Here is a 19,252-nt window from a genome sequence, read left to right as displayed (position 1 = left end):
TCTTTCTATTTTACATTAATTTTACACTTACTTCCTATATTAATCCCTTACTAGGCAAGGCTTCTTATTATCGAATTTCCAATTTGGAATTAAATATTGCATACCTTGAGAATCATCGCGTGCGCCAAGGCCGTGTTCGTTGTATAGCTGATGCGCTTTCTCGATTTTTTCCAGATCAATTTCGATGCCCAAACCAGGCGATTGAGGCACTTCGATTTTGCCATCCACAATTTGGAAAGGATTTTTAGTTAAGTACTGCCCATCCTGCCAAATCCAGTGTGTATCGATTGCTGTAATTTTTCCTGGAGCTGCTGCCGCGACCTGGGTAAACATCGCAAGCGAGATATCGAAATGGTTATTCGAGTGTGATCCCCATGTTAGTCCCCATTCATTGCACATCTGTGCCACTCTTACCGACCCCTGCATGGTCCAGAAATGAGGATCAGCTAATGGGATATCGACAGAGTTCAATTGGATTGCGTGGCCCATTTCGCGCCAGTCTGTAGCGATCATGTTCGTGGCGGTCGGAAGTCCTGTCGCTTTTCTGAATTCGGCCATCACTTCACGCGAAGAATAGCCGTTTTCCGCTCCGCATGGATCTTCCGCATAGGCCAGAACATCTCCCTTGCCTTTACAAAGGCGAATCGCTTCTTCCAATGACCAGGCACCGTTTGGATCCAGCGTGATACGGGCTTCGGGAAAGCGTTCAGCCAAAGCCGTTACAGCCTTCATTTCTTCTTCGCCTTTCAGTACTCCGCCTTTGAGTTTGAAGTCCTGGAAACCATAACGCTTGTGGGCAGCTTCAGCCAGCGCGACAACCGATTCAGGAGTCAATGCTTCTTCATGCCTCAATCTTAACCAGTCGTCAGTTGCATCCGGTTCGCTCAAATAAGGCAAATCTGTTTTATTGCGATCCCCAATATAAAATAAGTAGCCAAGCATCTCTACATGCGTCCGCTGTTGACCTTCACCCAATAGCTCCGCAACAGGGACGTTCAGGAATTTCCCCAAAAGATCAAGCAATGCCGCTTCGAGCGCTGTTACTGCGTGAATCGTTGTTCTCAAATCGAAGGTTTGGCTGCCTCTGCCGCCGGCATCTTTAAATGCGAACTCTTTACGGACTTTGTTTAAAATCCGGTTGTAGGCACCAATCGGCTGATCCAGCACATATTCTTTTGCTTCTTCCAGGGTTTGGCGGATGGCTTCTCCTCCCGGAACTTCCCCCGCTCCAATATTTCCGTGATTGTCTTCCAATATCACAATATTACGCGTAAAAAATGGACTGTGCGCTCCACTCAGGTTCAATAGCATACTGTCATGCCCCGCAACCGGGACAACTCTCATTTCCACTATATGCGGTGCTGCTGTTTTTTGCTGATTCTCATCTTTTGTTAGCATATTTCCACTCCTCAATACTTATTGGTTGAAAAAGTCCCGCAAACGGGTTATGTATAGAATTTTTTCCAAAAGTCCAAATAATTTTAAAAAAGAGGAGTTACGCATCTAGCGCATAACTCCCTCTGCTTTTATTTTTTTACAAATACCGTTTTAATAGCTGTGAAGAACTCGATAGCCGCTTTCCCTTGTTCACGAGAATGTGAGCTCGACTGTTTCATACCGCCAAATGGCGCCTGCAATTCAACGCCTGCGCTTTCCGCATTGATGCGCACAAGCCCGGCTTCCATATCATTGATGAATTCCAGCATATTGCCGATGTTTGTGGTGAAAATCGATGCGCTCAAGCCGTACTCCGAGTCATTGGCCATTGCCAGCCCTTCTTCTATGGTATCCACTTTCAGCAATGCCAGTACAGGACCGAAGATTTCTTCTCTTGCGATGGCCATATCAGCTGTCACGTCGTCGAACACTGTTGGTTCTACGAAGTAGCCGTTGGCAGTTTCCGTTCCTGTAAGGCGATTTCCGCCATAGATCAGTTTGGCTCCTTCTCGCTTGCCTTTTTCAATATAAGACAACACCGTATTCAACTGGTTTTCACTTGCGACTGGTCCCATCCAACTTCCGGAGTCCATGCCATTTCCGACTGTAATTTCAGCGACTTTTTCCAGCAATTTTTTGCGGAACTCATCGTATACACCTTTTTGGACGATGACCCGGCTGGTAGCTGTACATTTCTGTCCTGAAGATTTTAATCCTCCAGCAATTGTCGCACTGACAGCCAGATCGAGATCTGCATCATTGGCTACGATAACCGGATTCTTGCCGCCCATTTCAAGCTGATATTTGATGCCGCGATCAAATGCGGCACGGCCGATTTGTTTTCCGACTGCATTCGATCCGGTAAATGTGACGGCATCCACACTCGGATGCTCCGCCAGACCTTGTCCGATGACTGAACCGGAACCGGTCACCATGTTGATGACACCTTCCGGAAGACCCGCTTCATGGAAGCATTCAATCACCCGGGCTGCCGTAACTGCCGTATCGCTGGCTGGTTTTAAGACGACTGAGTTTCCGTAGATCAATGCCGGTGCCATTTTCCAAATTGGAATGGCAACCGGGAAATTCCAGGGGGTGATGACGCCCACTACCCCTAACGGTACTCTCGTTGTAAACATCAGCGCTTCGCTGTCTGACGATGGAATGACATCTCCAATCGCCCGCATGCCTTCACCTGCATAATAACGCAGAATAGCTACACCACGGAGGGTTTCACCTTTTGCTTCCGCAAAAGTTTTGCCCATTTCCTTGGTCATTGCTTCAGCCACATATTCCACTTTCTCTTCAAGTACATTTGCCACCTTGAACAAGTAATTTCCTCTGTCACTGCCGGCAAGCTTTCTCCAAACTTTCTGGCCTGCCTTCGCTGCAGAGACCGCTTTATCCAAGTCATTGGCAGAAGACAACTGGAAAGAACCCAGCACTTCATCTTTATTGGAAGGATTGAAGCTTTCGCTTGTTTTCCCGGTATCCGATGTAACCCATTCGCCGTTGATGTAGTTCAAGTATGTTTTAACTTCTATATTAGTAGTCATAAAATCCTCCTAGTTTTTAGTCGTTATTTTTGCCGGATATTTCTGCAGCGCCTCTTCGATGATTACTTTCAACTGTGCATAATGCGCTTCTTCGACCGGCGCGATTGGAGCTCTGACATTTGTTGTGACCGGAAGTCCGACGATCTTCATGCCTGCTTTGATCAGTGAAACAGCATAGCCTTTTTTCTGTTTTCTGATGCGGTGAATCGGTAGGATAACTTCTCCGTATATCTCTTTCTCGACTTTTTTATCGCCATTTTTCAATGCTTCGAAATACAGTTTTGAAATATGCGGGATGTAGTTTGAAATGGCCGATGAATACGTATTGAAGCCGAGATTCAAGTAGGCTCCCATCGTCACTTCAGCCAACGGCATGCCGTTGATCCATTCCAGCCGATCCCCGAACAAATGCGTGAATTCAGCGACCGTTTCCATATTGCCGACGCCATCTTTGAAGCCGACCAGTTGAGGCAACTCACAAAGCTTGCCTAATGTATCTGCAGTCATGATACAGTTGTCCCGGTTATAGACGATGGCATTTAAATCGGTGCTGCTGATGATTTCGCTCAAATAATTGTAAAGGCCTTCTTGAGAAGGATCGATCAAGTATGGTGGTAAGATCAAGTAGCCGTCTGCGCCAAGCTCTTCGGATATTTTTGCCTGTTCCAAAGCAGCAGTGATATTGCCGCCGACTCCGGTATAGAGCGGCACTTTTCCTTTTGTCTTTTTGACAGCCAATTCCACCATGGCGTGGTATTCCGCGGTGTTGATCGCGTGAAGCTCACCAGCTCCACATGCTACAAAAATCGAAGTCAGGCCCTGATCCAATAAAAAATCGATATTTGCTTCCAGTCCATTTAAATCCAATATGCCTTTATCCGTTAATGGCGCTACCGGAAAGCCTAAAATCCCTGTGGGTGATTGCCTTTTGTTTTTCATATCAATTACCACCTTCAATTATTTTTTGTTTAATAGTAATATTGTAAGACAATTAAATTGTTCTGTCAATTCAATTAATTTATTCAAGTAACGGGAGAAGGGTTGAATAGGGCAAGATCGTTATGGATTCCCCATTGATCAGCCCAGGTTTGCTTGGATCCGCTGCTCACTTCCAGAATGTCGTTAAAAATTTCATACCCCACTTCTTCAATAGAAGCTTCTCCGGTAGCAATCTTTCCAGCATTTATGTCGATCAGATCATGCCATTGCTCCTGCAGTGTGTTTCTTGTCGACACTTTGAGGACTGGTGCCATACTCAAGTTATAGGGTGTTCCTCTGCCGGTTGTGAATACTTGCAAGTGTATTCCGGAAGCCAATTGAAGCGTTCCACAAACAAAATCACTTGCTGGCGTAGCTGCGAAAACCAACCCTTTCTTTCTCACCTTTTCACCTGGACTCAATACATCGACAATCGGTAAAGTTCCAGATTTCACAATGGATCCCAGCGACTTTTCAACAACATTCGATAATCCTCCCCGTTTATTGCCCGGGGAGGGATTTGCGCTGCGATCCACTTGGCCTCTATTCAAATACTCGTCGTACCATTTCATTTCTCTTATTAAAGATTTTCCCACTTCTTCGTTTACTGCGCGGGGAGTTAATAGATGGATGGCATCCCGAACTTCCGTGACCTCGGAGAAAAGCACCGTCGCACCGGCTCTGACTAAAAGATCTGTGGCATAGCCCAATGCTGGATTAGCCGTAACTCCTGAAAAAGCATCACTTCCTCCACACTGAACACCGACCACCAAGTCGGAAACAGGGCAGACTTCTCTTTGACGTTCGTTTAATCGGTTCAAGCGCTGTTCCGCCATTTTAACGATGGAAGCGATCATTTGGACAAAGCCATCTTCATCCTGAAGGGACAGTATATTATCGTCGTCATTTCCATCGTTTAAACGCGTAGGCACCAATTTTTCGCAACCCAGACCGATGATCATCACTTCTCCACCAAAATTTGGATGTTTCGCTAGATTTTCAATGGTTCGGATCGGTATTTCGGCATCTGGTGCATTGATTGCCACTCCGCAGCCATAATTATGGTTCAAAGCGATAACATCATCTACATTGGGAAACTGCGGCAATAATTCCTGCCTGATTTTTTTGACTGCATATTCCAGAACCCCTGCAACGCATTGCACGCTTGTCGTAATACCAAGCAGGTTTTTCGTTCCGACCGTACCATCTGAATTTCGGTAGCCGAGGAACGTATAGGTTTCTTCTAATGGCTTCACTTCTTTTAGATTCGTTGAAAATGGAAGAGAATCCAGTTCCGGAGGCGTCGGCAAATTCACCAATGCCTCTTTCACCCAACTACCTTTTTGGATCAACTTTTCAGCATAGCCAATTACTTCACCGTAGCGAATGATTTCTTCACCTGGTTGAATATCGGACAAAGCAACTTTATGTCCCTGTGGAATTCGCTGTATAAGAGTCAGACCACATGAAAACTGAACTCCTTGTTTTAATCCACCCGTATTGACGATGATCGCCGTATTATCCTGCGCGTTCATCTTCAAGAACAAGGGAATATCTGCATTCGATTCATGTTCCATGTTTTCACTCCTCTAATTTATGTAAAGTTATATTTCTTTTAGCCTTCAAACTCTGTCATGGCCGCAAACAAAGCTTTGATATAGCCGACAGAATATGCAAACCCAAGACTGGATTTCTTCCAACCAATATTTGAATATTGCCAGCGTGTGTCCAGATCCGGCTGATCTCCTGCCATTGTCGGGACATGGTCAGGATTGATGCAGCCGTCATAGCCCACTTTCTTCAATTCCAGCAATAGTTTGAACATGTTCATATCACCGTCATCCAACAAGGCTTCTTCAAAGGCCCCAGCAGTCGGCAAACTGCCTCTGACATTCCGGAAGTGGACCAGGAAAATTCTGCCCTTGCGGCCGAAATGATTGATTTCATCCAGCACCAATGAAGAACCACCTGCTTCCGCGCGTGTCCCGATACAATAAACCAATCCGACGTTCTTATTTGGAAAATCGTCGATTAGACGATGCAGCCCGATCCCGCCGAATGGTGAATCAGGATGCGGGGTATCTGACGGGTGCATGGCTATTTTCACACCATTTTCCTGTGCAGTCGGCACTAATTCCTTATAAGCTGTCTGAACGTTGCCCCACCAGGATTCCAATTCTTCCAATGTAGGAGTAGGTTGCTTTTCTTTCAGCAATCCGAGGCTCTCGCCACGGGAAATCGCACCGCCGCGCTGTACTGCCTTATAGTTTCTTGAAAGCCCGTAAAAAACATCGCCTTCAAAACGTTGTCTGACAATATCAATTTTCGCTTGTCCAAATACTTTTACTGCATTAACGGAGTTTTCGAGCTCGCGCTCACTTCCTGGGCGGTTCAGCATAAAGTCATCGGTCATATTCGGCAAGGTCACTCTGTTGATGTCCATTCCGTATGATCGGATTCGCCTTTGCAGTTTCAATAATTCATCCAGATCCGGAAATCCTTGTTCACTGACACCGGCAAAAGAGCCGCCAGCACCAAAATCAACACAATCCACCCCAAGTTGGGACATTTGCTGCAAATCCATATCACTTAAATCTGTAGTATTTACTGTTACAGAAACTTTCATCATTTATAAAATCACCTCTTCAGCATTTTTTTAACTATTGTTAAGCCAATAATTTATGGCAGCAACTCTTGGAAGCATCCAGTTATGCACGAATAGTTCTCAAAGTTGCTGCCACTATTTGTTAATTTCCAAGCTTATCAATGTTCCATTATTGAATTATTTATTGTTCCGAGTTGTCATAAGCCTCTTGATAGCTGGCATTGATTTCTTCTAATTTTGCATTTGTTGCCTCTTGGTCCAAGAAAGTAGGCGACAACCAAGAATCTTCGATTTCCTGTTGATACTCTTCATTCGCCACGACATTTTCCATAGCATTAGAGAATTTCTCTACATATGCATCCGGAGTTTCCGGATCGAAGCCCCAATAGAAGATTTTGTCGATGACGATATCAACGCCTTCCTCTTTGAACGTTGGAACATCAGGAGCTCCTTCAAGGCGTTCTTCTGCCATAACTCCCAGTGGAACCATATCCCCGGATTCGATATATCCGCTTACTAAACCAAGTGAAGTTGGCACAATGTCCACACGCCCTCCAAGAAGAGCTGCAATTTTATCGGCTGCTCCACCGATGTCTACGATATTAAATTCAACACCGGTCTGTTCCTGAAATTGAAGTGTCTGAATATAAGTCATGGAACCGATCTCAGTCGCCATCGTCACTTCTCCAGGATTAGCCTTTGCATATTCAATCAAAGAAGGAATGTCTTGGAATTTAGAATCTGGAGACGTAAGAAACGTGTTAGATTGGTCCAATACTCCCACACCCGCCATTTTAAATTCATCATATGTGTAATCGGTCAATCCAAAAACATTATTCAATAGCATAGAGTTATGGAACGCAAGAACCGTTTGTCCGTCAGGCTTCGCATCCAAAACTGTTTGTGTTCCTGTTGCTCCACCTGAACCGGTGACATTCGATACTACAATATTTGTATCAAGTTCTTTTTCCAAATATTTAGCCATGATCCGTGTATTTAAATCCGTATCGCCGCCTGCTCCAGCCGGGACAACAACTGTAATCGGCCCTGATGGATAATCTGCAGCAGGATCGTTGCCTGCATTCGCGTCTTCGCTTGCTCCATCCCCACCACAAGCCCCCAGGAATAAAATCGATGTTGCCAGAACCGAACCGAACAAAGTCTTCTTTAATACACTCTTCATCTAACTTCCCCCTTTTTTTTATTTCAACGGGTCTGAGCCCATTAAAAACGACATCATTGGTAATGTACTTAAACGTTTAAAACACTGGTGCCTTTCTTCTTCTTGTGATTACTGTAAATTGCGAAGACTACTGAAGCTGCTGCAACCAACAGGAACGCTGCTGCAATGGGTGAAGTCAAGAATGGCATGAAATCACCTTGTGAAAGCATTAATCCTCTGCGTAAATTCGTCTCCAGCAATGGCCCTAAGATAAAGCCAAGAACAAGCGGCGTTAAAGGAAAACCAAATTTGATCATTAAATAGCCTAAAACTCCGAAGAACAACAAAGCACCTACATCAAACAATCTATTGTTGACACCGAAAGCTCCTACTACACAAAGCGCGAGAATGATCGGGTATAGGATATGCTGTGGAATACTCAACAAACGGATGAAGCCTTTCATCCCCATAAATAGGAAAAGAATCATGAAGACGTTCGCAATTAGAAGTGCTGCAAAAATTCCGTACACCACATCACCACTGTTTTGCATAAGCAACGGCCCCGGTTGCAAGCCGTGCAACACCAAGCCACCCAAGAGCATAGCTGTTACTGTATCGCCAGGAATCCCTAGAGAGATAAGCGGAACAAGCGCTCCACCTACTGCAGCATTGTTGGAAGCCTCAGACGCCACAACACCGGCTGGATTTCCTTTCCCAAACTCTTCAGGCTTCTTCGAAGAACTTTTCGCCGCGACATAGGAAATGATGTTTGAAGTACCTCCACCAATGCCCGGCAAAATCCCGATCCCCAGTCCAATGAGACTTGACCGTAAAAAGTTCCACCCTTGAGCCACGTATTCTTTTATGCTCACTTTGTAATTCACTTTAGAAAGTTTTGCATTCAAGCCTTTTTTTACTTTCTTTTCAGCCGATATAAAAATTTCCGATAAGGCGAACAATCCGATTAAAACAGGAAGCAAGTTAAATCCAGCGTTCATATCGGTGAAACCATATGTAAAGCGCGGAAATGCATCAATGGGAGCCGCCCCCACCATGGCAAAAGAAATTCCAAGCAATCCAGCCATAATTCCTTTCGGCAGAGAATCTCCAGAAAGACTGGCAATCAAGGTCAAGGAAAAAATAACAATAGCAAAAAATTCAAACGGTCCAAATTGCAAAGCCACTCTCCCTAATGGAGGTGCTATCATAATCAGGACGATAATACTGAGAAGCCCACCTAAGAAAGAAGAAACGATGGCATAATTGAACGCTTTTCCTGCTTCGCCATTTTGTGCCATTGGATACCCATCAAAGGTTGTGGCGATTGAAGAGGGAGTGCCTGGCAGCTTCAATAGAATAGCCGGGATTAGCCCACCCGAAACGCCACCGATGTATAAGCCCATTAAGAGGGACATTCCTGCGATTGGATCCATACCGTATGTAATGGGCAGGCAGATGGCGACGGCCATCGTGGCAGTCAGGCCGGGTATGGACCCGAACACAAGTCCCAAAGCCACACCAGCTGCAATCAGCATGATAATTTGCAATGTCATAACGGACCCGAAGCCCGCAAATAGCATATCGAACATAGTTTATCCTCCTTAGCCAATGATTCCAGTTGGAAGCATGACGTAAAATACATTGCGGAAAAGGTAATAGATTGTTGCAGATGTAACAATGGAGATTAGAAGGAAGAGCCAAATCTTCCGATGAGTGATGTGACTTAATATCAACATCTGCAAGAAAATGTAGATGACTGTCATAATCAAGAAACCGATATAAGGCAACAGTATTACGTAGCCAATCATCAATCCTAAACTTATCAGCACAGGTTTGTAGCTTCTTTTTTCAGTTACAATCAATTCTTCTTTATGTTGCTCTGGCGAGTTTTTCTCTTCAGGAATGACTTTACTTTTTCTGAACCCACCCACAGCGATGACGACGCTGAAAATGGCCATTACTATCGCAATGATTTGAGGCATAAAGGCCGGCCCGACAAGACTCGTAGTTAAAGCTTCAAAACTGTAAGCAGTAAAAAACATGATAACGCTTACAATCAAAAGAAAAATACCGGAAAAGACATCTTCGTACTTTGCCACCATACTGTTCCCCCTCAACATACTGTAGATTTAAAATATTCTGATTGTTAATATATTTTATTGTAAGACAATATAGATTGACTGTCAACAAAGTATTTAAATTTTCTTACTTTACTAGTTAAACTTCAAATTGTGGTGAAAGCTGTGGGTCTTTGAAAATACTTCTTCTATAGAAGAGATGCGCTTCATAAACCAACGAGCAAGAAGTAAAGCTTTAGAAAAGATCGAGAGGATTATCCAGCTATGACTGTTGGCTATCTCAAGAAATCCGGCTGACCGGAGATCAAAACTGAGATTGAGATTTTGAGGGCACCGGTATAAAGTATCGACTTTTTTACACTAAGGGAAAAGCAGCAATAGTTGCTTATCTATCTTCTATATACCTTAATCCGCCATGGCCAACTGACTGATAGCGATAAAACTGATGATGTCAGCTCCACCTGCTCCATCTGGAACACTACTTTAAACTAAATAAACCATAACGTTAAAGAACTGAAACCTTATTTAGGAGTCAGTTCTTTCTTTTTCCTTACTCTAACTAATTTAAAAAGCGAGACCCTCATAGGCTATTCGACTATTTATTTTTAAAATATTGGTTATTAGTTTCCACTAAATTGTTATTATCTGTAATATACCTATTTCTTTTCTTCCCCAACTTCTTTATAATAAAATAAATAACAACAAATTCTTTAAATTCAGAATTTTTTATGTAAATATTTTCTATTTTAAACGAGGTGGAATCCATCACTCTTTCGAATATAAAAAAATTGTTTGCTGTTTATATCTTCTTCCATATCTCCATCTACTATGCCTGGACTTTGTTCAATGAGAGCAATGACTATATTCATCTGCTGGGGATCATCCTTATTTCCTGGCTGGCTCCTCTCGTTGCCGGAATCGCTCTGTTCATTGTGTATTTAAAAATCCATAACCCCGACCGTTATTTCTGGCTGCTCTGTTCGCTAGGGTGTTTCAGCTATGTAATCGCTCAGGGAATCTGGTTCTACAGCCACAGTATTGCCCGTGCAGATGCGCCCTATATGGGATGGACAGACCTGTTTTACTTACTTCAAATCCTTTTCTATCTAATTGCCTTCGTTTATCAGCTCTGGCAGAAAAAAGAAAATGCCCATCAAATCAAGTTTCTGTTTGATATGGGCATTATCGTTGCTGTATTTACGGGCCTTAGCTGGCATTATCTGATCCAGCCCCTGTTCTCGTCAGGTTCTGCATCTCCCCTGCTGCTTGCGGCCTCAGTTGGGTATCCGATTGGAGATTTACTCTTGCTGTTTGCTGCTGTCAGCTTCTATATCGGCTCCACCTACTTTTTTCAGAGCCGCGTACTGGCACTGATCATTGCAGGTTTGATTGTCCAGGTTTTTGCGGATACCGCTTATCTTCTTGCGATGATTGCGGGCAGCTATAATGCAGGCACGCTCTATGATCCCTTATGGTCCCTCGGACTGCTGATCACGGCGCTTGCCGGCCTGTATGCCCTGGAACCCAAAAATGAAGCTATTCCAACCACAGCTTCCGCCCCTACCGATGGCCGGATTTCCCTGCGCATGCTGCTTCCTTATTTCAGCATGGTGCTGCTGTTCATCGTCATGATTTTCGAGCAAAAGAATGATATGAACGGCTTGATTGCCGGAGCTGGCGTGTCGGTCATTTTGATCATCACCAGACAGGTCTTCACGCTGCAGGACAACCGGAAGTTATTGGCTCGCTACCATGAACTGACTTCTGTACTTGAGGAGAAAATCGAACAACGAACGGTCGAGGTCACTTCCAAGAACGAACAATTGAAAAAAGCCGTACGGCAGATGAAGCACATGGCCTATCACGATGTGCTGAGCGGATTGCCGAACAGAAGGTTGTTTCTGGAAAAACTTGAAGCCGCGATATCGGCGGCCAGACTGAATTCACGGAAAGTTGCTGTCGTCTTCATCGATTTGGATCGCTTCAAAAACATCAACGATACGTTCGGCCATGAGTTCGGGGATTTATTGCTGCAGGGATTTTCCCAAAAAATCAGAGGCAACCTACGCTCAAACGATACTGTTTCACGGCAGGGCGGGGATGAGTTCACTTTGATTTTGAACAATATCCAAGCTGAAACGGACATTGCGCCGATGATCCTCAGGCTGCAGTCTGCACTTGCAGCCCCCCTGGTCATCAACGGTCAGGAGCTGCATATCTCGATGAGCATCGGCATCGCGGTCTATCCCAAAGACGGGGAGACGACAGATGAACTGCTGAAGCATGCAGACAGTGCCATGTACAACGCAAAAGAAAAAGGGAAAAATAATTACCAGTTCTTTTCGGACGACATGGCCGTCACTGCCTCCCGAAAAATCGCACTTGAAAACGATCTGCGCCGCGCCCTTGCCAATGAAGAATTCATCCTGCATTACCAGCCGCAGATCCAGGCCGCAACCGGTGAAATCATTGGGATGGAAGCCTTGGTCCGCTGGCAGAATGCAAACGGAAAAATCATTTCTCCCGGAGAGTTCATTCCGCTGGCGGAAGAAACCCGGCTGATTCTTCCCATCGGTGAGTGGGTCCTTTATACCGCCTGTAAGCAGGCGAAGAAATGGCATGATACGGGTTATTCCCAGTTGAAGCTTGCTGTGAATTTGTCTCCTCTCCAATTTCTTCACGAAGATTTGATGGACACGGTGCGGCTGGCTCTTGAAAAGACCGGTTTTCCAGCTGCTTCTTTGGAGCTGGAAATTACTGAAGGCGTCGCCGTCGATGACGCCGAAAAGGCAATTTCCCGGATGCTGGCCCTGAGGAAATTGGGTGTTCGGATTGCCATTGATGATTTCGGCACCGGCTATTCGTCGCTGAATTACCTGAAACGGTTCCCGCTCAATAACCTGAAAATCGCCCAGCCGTTCGTTCAGGACATGGCCACCAACCCTCACGACAAAGCACTTGTCGAAGCCATGATTTTCATCGCCCACCGCCTCGACATGTCGGTCATCGCAGAAGGTGTAGAAACCGGTGAACAATTGGCATTGCTGAAAGAGATGAACTGTGATGAAATCCAGGGCTACTTCTTCAGCAGACCGCTCACTGCCGAAAAAATTTCAGCTCTTCTTGCGAACGGGCTGCCTTCTATAAAATTGGTTTAGATAGTTTTCTGCAAATAAACAGATTAAAAAAAGAAGGAAAGGCGCTTGTCAGAAAGCGCCTTTCCTTCTTTTTGCCTGTTTCTCTATTTCGGCCGTTCCATTGAAAAGATCTCCCCAATGGCAGCATAGTTTGTCCCTGCGAGCCGGCTGATTGCGTCCAGTCCTCTCGGGTCGATGCGGCCGTTTTCGTAAATAGCTTCATCTAGATGGAACCGGACAATCTTCCCGATGAACAAATCGCTGCCGGGACCGTCGCCGCCCAGTGGAACGGACTCCACCAACTGGCATTCCATGCGGATCTTCGATTCTTTGACACCCGGAACCGAAATCACCTCACTCGGCACCTGCGTTAACCCTGCCATGTCCACTTCACTTTCAGAAGGCGGCAAGGAAGCTGCAGTCTCATTGATTTTCCCGACGTTGTCACGGTCCACGATATGCACCACAAATTCACCGTTGCCGTAAATGTTGCGTGCCGTATCCTTCCGCTCCCCCGTCGGCCGCTGAATCGATAAAGAAACCATCGGCGGGTTGGAAGAGACGATATTAAAATAGCTGAACGGCGCTCCGTTGAGGACTCCCGACTCCGACTGTGTCGTGACGAACGCGATGGGACGCGGGATGACCGAGCCGATCAGCAGCTTATAGTTGTCCCGTTCCTTGTTTTTTTCCGGATCAATTGAAATCACCTATACCTTCCCCTTTACTGATAGAATTTGTTGTATTTAAAACTAACTTTCACTATTCGCTTCGGTCGCATTGGCACAGCTCCTGCAAGAAAGGCGAGTAGACCAACTTATCTTATTGCTCCATTCGGCGTTCGCCTGCTCCTAAGCCGGACCGGCGCTGGAGAACTCTCAAAGATATGGAGCAAAATAGCGAAGACTCCTGCGGCTTAGCGATTCGACCGATACACCGCAGGGAGCGCAGCGGACGAGGAGGATTGGGCGGGAGCCCGCTGGAAAGCGGAGCTGTTTTGCGGAATATCGGCTAAAACAAATCATTAGTCCTACTTGTTATAGCTTAATTACCTTATCCATTCCCTCTACTTCTCCATTGTAGCCAAAAAAATAACAGAATGTGCGAGCTTACCTGCACATTCTGTTATTGGGGTTGAAATTTGGATTAACGGATTGTTTTCAATGCTGTTGACCACGGGATGACCTGGTCCAGCATTTGGTTGACGGAATCTGCTTGGACTGGCGCTGCTTTCAATTCCGCACCGTTTTCGAAGTCTGTGAACAGGGATAGTGCCGGGTGGACACGTACATCCGCTACAGATAATTCGCCCAGGATGCCGCGCAAATGTTCTGCCGCGCGCGCTCCGCCGACTGAACCGTAGGATACGATGCCTGCCGCTTTGTTGTTCCATTCCACACGCAGGTAATCGAGTGCGTTTTTCAATGAGCCGGTGATCGAGTGGTTGTATTCCTGTGCGATGAAGACAAATCCGTCTTGAGCTGCGACTGCTTCTGACCAAGCGCCTGCACCTGATGCATCTCCGCCATTTTCGCCTAATAACGGCAATTTATAATCTGCGATGTCGATGATCGTATAGTTCGCGTCTCCGCGTTTGTCTGCCAATTCTTTTACCCAGTTTCCTACCTGCGGGCTTAAGCGTCCTTCACGTGTTGATCCTAAGATGATGCCGATGTTCAATTTTGTCATTGTTGTTTCCTCCTCCGGTTGGTTTTCTTGCGATGTTCCAAATAATCTACTGAAAATACTCATCTAATTTCCCCCTATTTACAGATATTCTTTTTCGATGGTGCGCGTGCTGCGTACGGTGTCGATCGGGCGTACCAGTTTTTCAATCTGGTCGCGTTTCGGCTCGAGGAATGGCGGCAAGGATAAGTTCTCTCCTAAAGTTTCGTAAGGCTCATCGCCCATGAAGCCCGGTCCGTCTGTTGCCCATTCGAACAGGATGCCTTGTGCGACACGCACATACAGCGACTCGAAGAAGAAACGGTCGACATAGCCGGATGTATTGAAGCCAAGATTTTGCATGCGGTCGATCCATTCCTGCAATACGCTGGTATCCGCTACACGGAAGGCTGCATGGTGAACCGTTCCGAAGCCTTGGCGTCCCTCTGGCAGCAATTTATTGTGCTCGACGATCACCTGCGCGCCGTTGCCGCCTTCGCCTACTTCGAATAAATAGAATGAACCTTCTTTTGCGACTTGGCGCATCAGCATGGCTTTTTCCAATACTTCCTTAAAATAATCGAATTCCGCGATACGGATATGGATCGGACCAAGCCCGGTAATGGCGAACTCCAATGGAACCGGTCCGTTCTGCCATGGCGTACCCGATGCTACGCCTTCGTTGTTTTCGTCCGATACCAGCATGTACTGCTGGTCATCGAAATCGACGAACGAGAGGGTTTTCTTGCCGAATACATCCTGAATGCCTTTATGCTTCACGTCGTATTTATCGAAACGCTTGACCCAGTAAGCAAGTGCATCGTCTGTCGGTACACGGAACGCCGTTTTGTAGATTTCGTTGGTTCCGTGGGTGCCTTTCGGGATGTTCGGGAAATCGAAGAAGGTCATATCGGTTCCGGCCGAACCTTTGTCATCGGCGAAGAATAGGTGATAGGTCTGGATGTCGTCCTGGTTCACGGTTTTCTTGACCAAGCGCATGCCCAGTACATAAGTGAAAAATTCATAGTTTTTTTCAGCGCTGCTGGTAATGGCTGTTACGTGGTGCATTCCTCTTAATTCATTCATCAGTATCTCTCCTCAAATAGTAGTGTATAATTATTATCTCGATTCCGAGATATAGGATTAAAAAAAGTTAAATGTCTTGTGATTGATAGCCGATTTTCTTGACGGTTCTGATCATTTCTTCCATTTCCGACTGTTCCATTCCCTGAAACGCCTGATTGATCACTTGTTCATGCTTCGGAAAAATCTCATCCATCAATTGCTGTCCGCTATCAGTCAGTTCTGCGAAGGTTACACGCCGATCTTCCGGACATGCCTTGCGGATGACGTAGTTTTTCGTTTCCAACTTATCAACGACGTAAGTGATGCTGCTGCTGGCAATCAAGACTTTTTTGCCGATCAGCTGAATCGGCTGTTGTCCCCGATGGTACAGCAATTCCAATACCGAAAACTCGGTCGGATTCAATCCGTACTGCGCAACATCCGTTTTAATCAATTCATGGAGAGCGTCAGTTGCTCGAACCAATACAGTCAATGCTTTCAAGTTGAGATTTGGCATAGCCATTCGATTCACCTCATTTATCTTGAATTAATTTATCTTTAATTCGAGATAATCATAACATGGGTATTTCCGGGAGTCAACTGTTTGAGTTGGATTAACTTTTAAGCAAGTAAAAAGCAGCCCGAAAATCCGGACCGCTCTTCGTTACCTATGATACAGGTTATTTTCTTATTTATTCCGAAGCGGCTCGAATGCATTGGTCCAGGCATTGACCTGATCGAGCAATGTTGTGACCGATCCTTCATGGACATCCGCCGGCTTGAACTCATTCATATTTTCAAAATCTGTAAACAAGGACATGGCGGGGTGAGCTCTAACAGTGGCCACCTGCAGTTCGGCCATAATGATGCGCAGAGCTTCTGCCGCGCGCACGCCGCCGGAAGAACCATAGCTGACAATGCCTGCCGCTTTATTGTTCCATTCCACGTACAGATAATCGATGGCATTCTTCAGCGCCGACGTCACCCCGCGATTGTACTCCGGACAAATGAAGACATAGCCGTCGAGCTCCGCTACTTTCTGAGCCCACGGAATCGCTTCCGGGGTTTGGTAATCCTGGCTATAAGCTGCCGAAACCGGTTCCGCGTACATCGGCAAATTATAATCCTTCAGATCCACAATTTCATATTCCGCATCTCCGCGCTTGTCCGCTACGGCTTTAACCCATTCCGCAACCTGTATGCTATTGCGTCCGGGACGGGTGCTTCCTGTGATAATTCCAATCTTTGTCATGAATAACTGCCTCCTCAATTTGTGATCAATTCTTAGCTCTATGAACTTTCACTCCTTGATGCCCTTTCATCATAAGGGAAAATTCCCTCAGTTTCAAACGAAATGTCCGAATACTCTTTTAAATGATTCCAACTTGTAATTCTCCTTGCCTTTGGTCTATTTCAATGACGACAGTATACTTTTTGTCAGTATGTGCGATTAAAGTGCGTACTTCACACGATTGACGGCAGGGCTTACACTGAGCCTGACCCAAAAATAAGAATCCGAGGAGAATACCCATAGATGAAATTACAATTGGCTTTAGATTTAGTAGACATTCCACAAGCAATCGAACTGGTTAAAGAAGTAGAGGCATTTATCGATATCGTTGAAATCGGCACTCCAGTCATCAACAAGGAAGGCTTGAAAGCCGTTTCAGAAATGAAAGCCGCATTCCCGAACCTGGAAGTGCTGGCAGACGTAAAAATCATGGACGCTGCTGCTTATGAAGTATCCAATGCAGTTGCTGCAGGGGCTGACATCGTCACAATCCTGGCGCAGGCAGAAGATTCATCGATCAAAGGCGCAGTTGAAGAAGCCAAAAAACAAGGCAAGAAAATCCTGGTTGATATGATTGCAGTCAAAGACATCAAAACACGTGCGGCAGAACTCGACCTTCTTGGAGCTGATTACATCTGCGTCCATACCGGCTACGATCTGCAGGCAGAAGGCAAAGATTCGTTCGAAGACTTGCGCACCATCAAAAGCGTCGTAAAAAATGCGCGCACAGCTATTGCAGGCGGCATCAAATTGGAGACATTGCCCGAAGTGATCAAAGCACAACCTGACTTGATCATCGTCGGCGGCGGCATCACAAGCAAAGAAGACAAAGGCGCAGAAGCTGCGAAGATCCAAGAGCTGATCAAAGAAAGCGTGACAGCGTAACATGAACACCACAGGCTTTGCCGATGAAATATTGGCCGAACTGAAACAGACCCTCACAAGCATTGATGAGGAACAAGCCGAAAAACTGGTGACCGGCATCCTGCAGGCCAAAAAAGTTTTTGTGGCAGGCGGCGGCCGCTCCGGCTTTATGGCGAAAGCGTTCGTTATGCGCATGATGCATGTGGGATTGGATGCATATGTTGTAGGAGAAACGGTGACCCCGAATTTGGAAACGGATGATCTCTTCATTGTCGGCTCCGGTTCCGGCGAAACCCAAAGCCTGGCAGCGATGACCCAAAAAGCGAAAGCCATCGGTGCGACGGTCGTGGCCATCACGACAAATCCAGATTCTACGATCGGCAGCCTTGCAGACATCACAATTGAGATTTCTGCCCAAGCGAAAGCAGACAGCTCGAGCGGCAAGTCCATTCAACCGATGGGCTCCCTGTTCGAGCAATCGCTTCTGCTTTTCTACGATGCCGTGATCTTGAGATTCATGGATAAAAAAGGGCTGAACTCCGACACGATGTACGGCAGACACGCCAATCTAGAGTGAAACCCAATAAGCCTGAGCCTGAAGTGATCAGGTTCAGGCTTATTTTAATCGTTCATCCCGAATGAAGAACTTGCGCTGCTATGGATAGCCCTTGTATTCAAGCGTTCTCACTGGACAGCCGGATAAATAACATGCCAAGCTGGACATACAACAAACTCCGCAGCAACGGAAGGGTTGATGAGATGAAAATGTATGACGTAACAGGGGCAATTTTTGAAGGCATGGCTGTCTATAAGGACAAACCGGAAAAGCAGCCGAAAATGAATCCGAAGACAACCGGCGAAGTCACTGAAACGCAATTGGAGATGAACGTCCATACCGGGACCCATATCGACGCTCCCCGCCATATGCTCATGGATGGAGAAACATTCGAGTCGATCTCTTTGGACAAGCTCGTGGGTGCCTGCCAAGTATTGGATTTGACGGGTGTGGAAAACGGAATTTCAAAAGCGGATCTGAAACGATTCCACATTCAAAAAGACGACTTTATTTTATTGAAGACAAAAAACTCATTTGACGAAGAGTTCAATTTCGATTTTGTTTACCTTACGGAAGACGGTGCAAACTATCTGGCAGAGCTGGGGATTCGAGGAGTGGGGACAGACGCGCTCGGCATCGAAAGAAGCCAGGAAAACCACCCGACGCATAAAGCCTTGTTTGCCGGTGAGATCATCATCGTAGAAGGGTTGCGTTTGAAAGAAGTTCAGCAAGGCGATTATTTCATGGTGGCAGCGCCATTAAAATTGATAGGGACAGATGCTGCGCCTGCCAGGGTTCTGCTGTTCGACGAACTGAATTTTTAACGCTTCAAAAAGAGGGATAACTAAAAATTTCAAG

General features: G+C 45.9%; 17 protein-coding genes. 4 read left to right on the top strand and 13 right to left on the bottom strand.

Features of this window, described 5'->3' with window-relative positions; all coding sequences use genetic code 11:
* Nucleotides 1-39 precede the first annotated feature (39 nt).
* The 8 genes from gudD to K8U60_RS07630 form a co-directional block, all read right to left on the bottom strand.
* Complete coding sequence (gene gudD / locus K8U60_RS07665; protein WP_223636650.1) at nucleotides 40-1,398, bottom strand: glucarate dehydratase; 1,359 nt, start codon at nucleotides 1,396-1,398, stop codon at nucleotides 40-42.
* Between the two features lie 128 nt (nucleotides 1,399-1,526).
* Nucleotides 1,527-2,993 (bottom strand): alpha-ketoglutaric semialdehyde dehydrogenase GucD, encoded by a 1,467-nt coding sequence (gucD, locus tag K8U60_RS07660; protein WP_223636648.1) that lies wholly within the window; start codon nucleotides 2,991-2,993, stop codon nucleotides 1,527-1,529.
* 9 nt (nucleotides 2,994-3,002) lie between these two features.
* Complete coding sequence (gene kdgD, locus K8U60_RS07655; RefSeq protein WP_223636646.1) at nucleotides 3,003-3,932, bottom strand: 5-dehydro-4-deoxyglucarate dehydratase; 930 nt, start codon at nucleotides 3,930-3,932, stop codon at nucleotides 3,003-3,005.
* Between the two features lie 83 nt (nucleotides 3,933-4,015).
* Nucleotides 4,016-5,548 carry a galactarate dehydratase gene (garD, locus tag K8U60_RS07650; protein ID WP_223636642.1) on the bottom strand — a complete coding sequence of 511 codons (1,533 nt, stop codon included), beginning with the start codon at nucleotides 5,546-5,548 and terminating at the stop codon, nucleotides 4,016-4,018.
* Between the two features lie 38 nt (nucleotides 5,549-5,586).
* A complete protein-coding gene (locus tag K8U60_RS07645; RefSeq protein ID WP_223636639.1) occupies nucleotides 5,587-6,600 on the bottom strand; it encodes a mannonate dehydratase in 1,014 nt (337 codons plus the stop codon).
* Between the two features lie 157 nt (nucleotides 6,601-6,757).
* Nucleotides 6,758-7,759, bottom strand: coding sequence for a tripartite tricarboxylate transporter substrate binding protein (locus K8U60_RS07640; protein WP_223636637.1), 1,002 nt, complete (start codon nucleotides 7,757-7,759; stop codon nucleotides 6,758-6,760).
* A 68-nt stretch (nucleotides 7,760-7,827) separates the two neighbouring features.
* On the bottom strand, nucleotides 7,828-9,327 hold the full coding sequence (locus tag K8U60_RS07635; protein ID WP_223636635.1) for a tripartite tricarboxylate transporter permease: 1,500 nt from the start codon (nucleotides 9,325-9,327) through the stop codon (nucleotides 7,828-7,830).
* 12 nt (nucleotides 9,328-9,339) lie between these two features.
* Complete coding sequence (locus K8U60_RS07630) at nucleotides 9,340-9,840, bottom strand: tripartite tricarboxylate transporter TctB family protein (protein ID WP_223636633.1); 501 nt, start codon at nucleotides 9,838-9,840, stop codon at nucleotides 9,340-9,342.
* 764 nt (nucleotides 9,841-10,604) lie between these two features.
* Between K8U60_RS07630 and K8U60_RS07625 the strand changes: the two genes are divergently transcribed.
* Nucleotides 10,605-12,974 (top strand): putative bifunctional diguanylate cyclase/phosphodiesterase, encoded by a 2,370-nt coding sequence (locus K8U60_RS07625; RefSeq protein WP_263298601.1) that lies wholly within the window; start codon nucleotides 10,605-10,607, stop codon nucleotides 12,972-12,974.
* Nucleotides 12,975-13,057: 83 nt separating this feature from the next.
* Here K8U60_RS07625 and K8U60_RS07620 read toward each other — a convergent pair whose 3' ends face one another.
* The 5 genes from K8U60_RS07620 to K8U60_RS07600 form a co-directional block, all read right to left on the bottom strand.
* Nucleotides 13,058-13,663, bottom strand: coding sequence for a flavin reductase family protein (locus tag K8U60_RS07620; protein WP_223636629.1), 606 nt, complete (start codon nucleotides 13,661-13,663; stop codon nucleotides 13,058-13,060).
* A 436-nt stretch (nucleotides 13,664-14,099) separates the two neighbouring features.
* The gene (locus K8U60_RS07615; protein WP_223636627.1) at nucleotides 14,100-14,705 is read right to left on the bottom strand and encodes an NADPH-dependent FMN reductase; all 606 of its coding nucleotides are present in this window, start codon (nucleotides 14,703-14,705) and stop codon (nucleotides 14,100-14,102) included.
* A 15-nt stretch (nucleotides 14,706-14,720) separates the two neighbouring features.
* A complete protein-coding gene (locus tag K8U60_RS07610) occupies nucleotides 14,721-15,704 on the bottom strand; it encodes a ring-cleaving dioxygenase (protein ID WP_223636625.1) in 984 nt (327 codons plus the stop codon).
* A 67-nt stretch (nucleotides 15,705-15,771) separates the two neighbouring features.
* Nucleotides 15,772-16,206 (bottom strand): MarR family winged helix-turn-helix transcriptional regulator, encoded by a 435-nt coding sequence (locus tag K8U60_RS07605; protein ID WP_223636623.1) that lies wholly within the window; start codon nucleotides 16,204-16,206, stop codon nucleotides 15,772-15,774.
* A gap of 165 nt (nucleotides 16,207-16,371) precedes the next feature.
* Nucleotides 16,372-16,935, bottom strand: a complete 564-nt coding sequence (locus K8U60_RS07600) for an NADPH-dependent FMN reductase (protein ID WP_223636620.1) — start codon at nucleotides 16,933-16,935, stop codon at nucleotides 16,372-16,374.
* A 282-nt stretch (nucleotides 16,936-17,217) separates the two neighbouring features.
* On the opposite strand from K8U60_RS07600, the gene hxlA reads away from it, so the two are divergent.
* From hxlA to K8U60_RS07585, 3 genes are all read left to right on the top strand, one after another.
* Nucleotides 17,218-17,859 (top strand): 3-hexulose-6-phosphate synthase, encoded by a 642-nt coding sequence (gene hxlA / locus K8U60_RS07595; protein ID WP_223636618.1) that lies wholly within the window; start codon nucleotides 17,218-17,220, stop codon nucleotides 17,857-17,859.
* Nucleotide 17,860: 1 nt separating this feature from the next.
* Nucleotides 17,861-18,415 (top strand): 6-phospho-3-hexuloisomerase, encoded by a 555-nt coding sequence (gene hxlB / locus K8U60_RS07590; RefSeq protein WP_223636617.1) that lies wholly within the window; start codon nucleotides 17,861-17,863, stop codon nucleotides 18,413-18,415.
* A gap of 182 nt (nucleotides 18,416-18,597) precedes the next feature.
* Nucleotides 18,598-19,218, top strand: coding sequence for a cyclase family protein (locus tag K8U60_RS07585; protein ID WP_223636615.1), 621 nt, complete (start codon nucleotides 18,598-18,600; stop codon nucleotides 19,216-19,218).
* The last annotated feature ends 34 nt before the right edge of the window (nucleotides 19,219-19,252 follow it).

Source organism: Planococcus circulans, assembly GCF_020023385.1.
Lineage (GTDB): Bacteria > Bacillota > Bacilli > Bacillales_A > Planococcaceae > Planococcus.
This window is presented reverse-complemented; position numbering and strand designations above follow the sequence as displayed.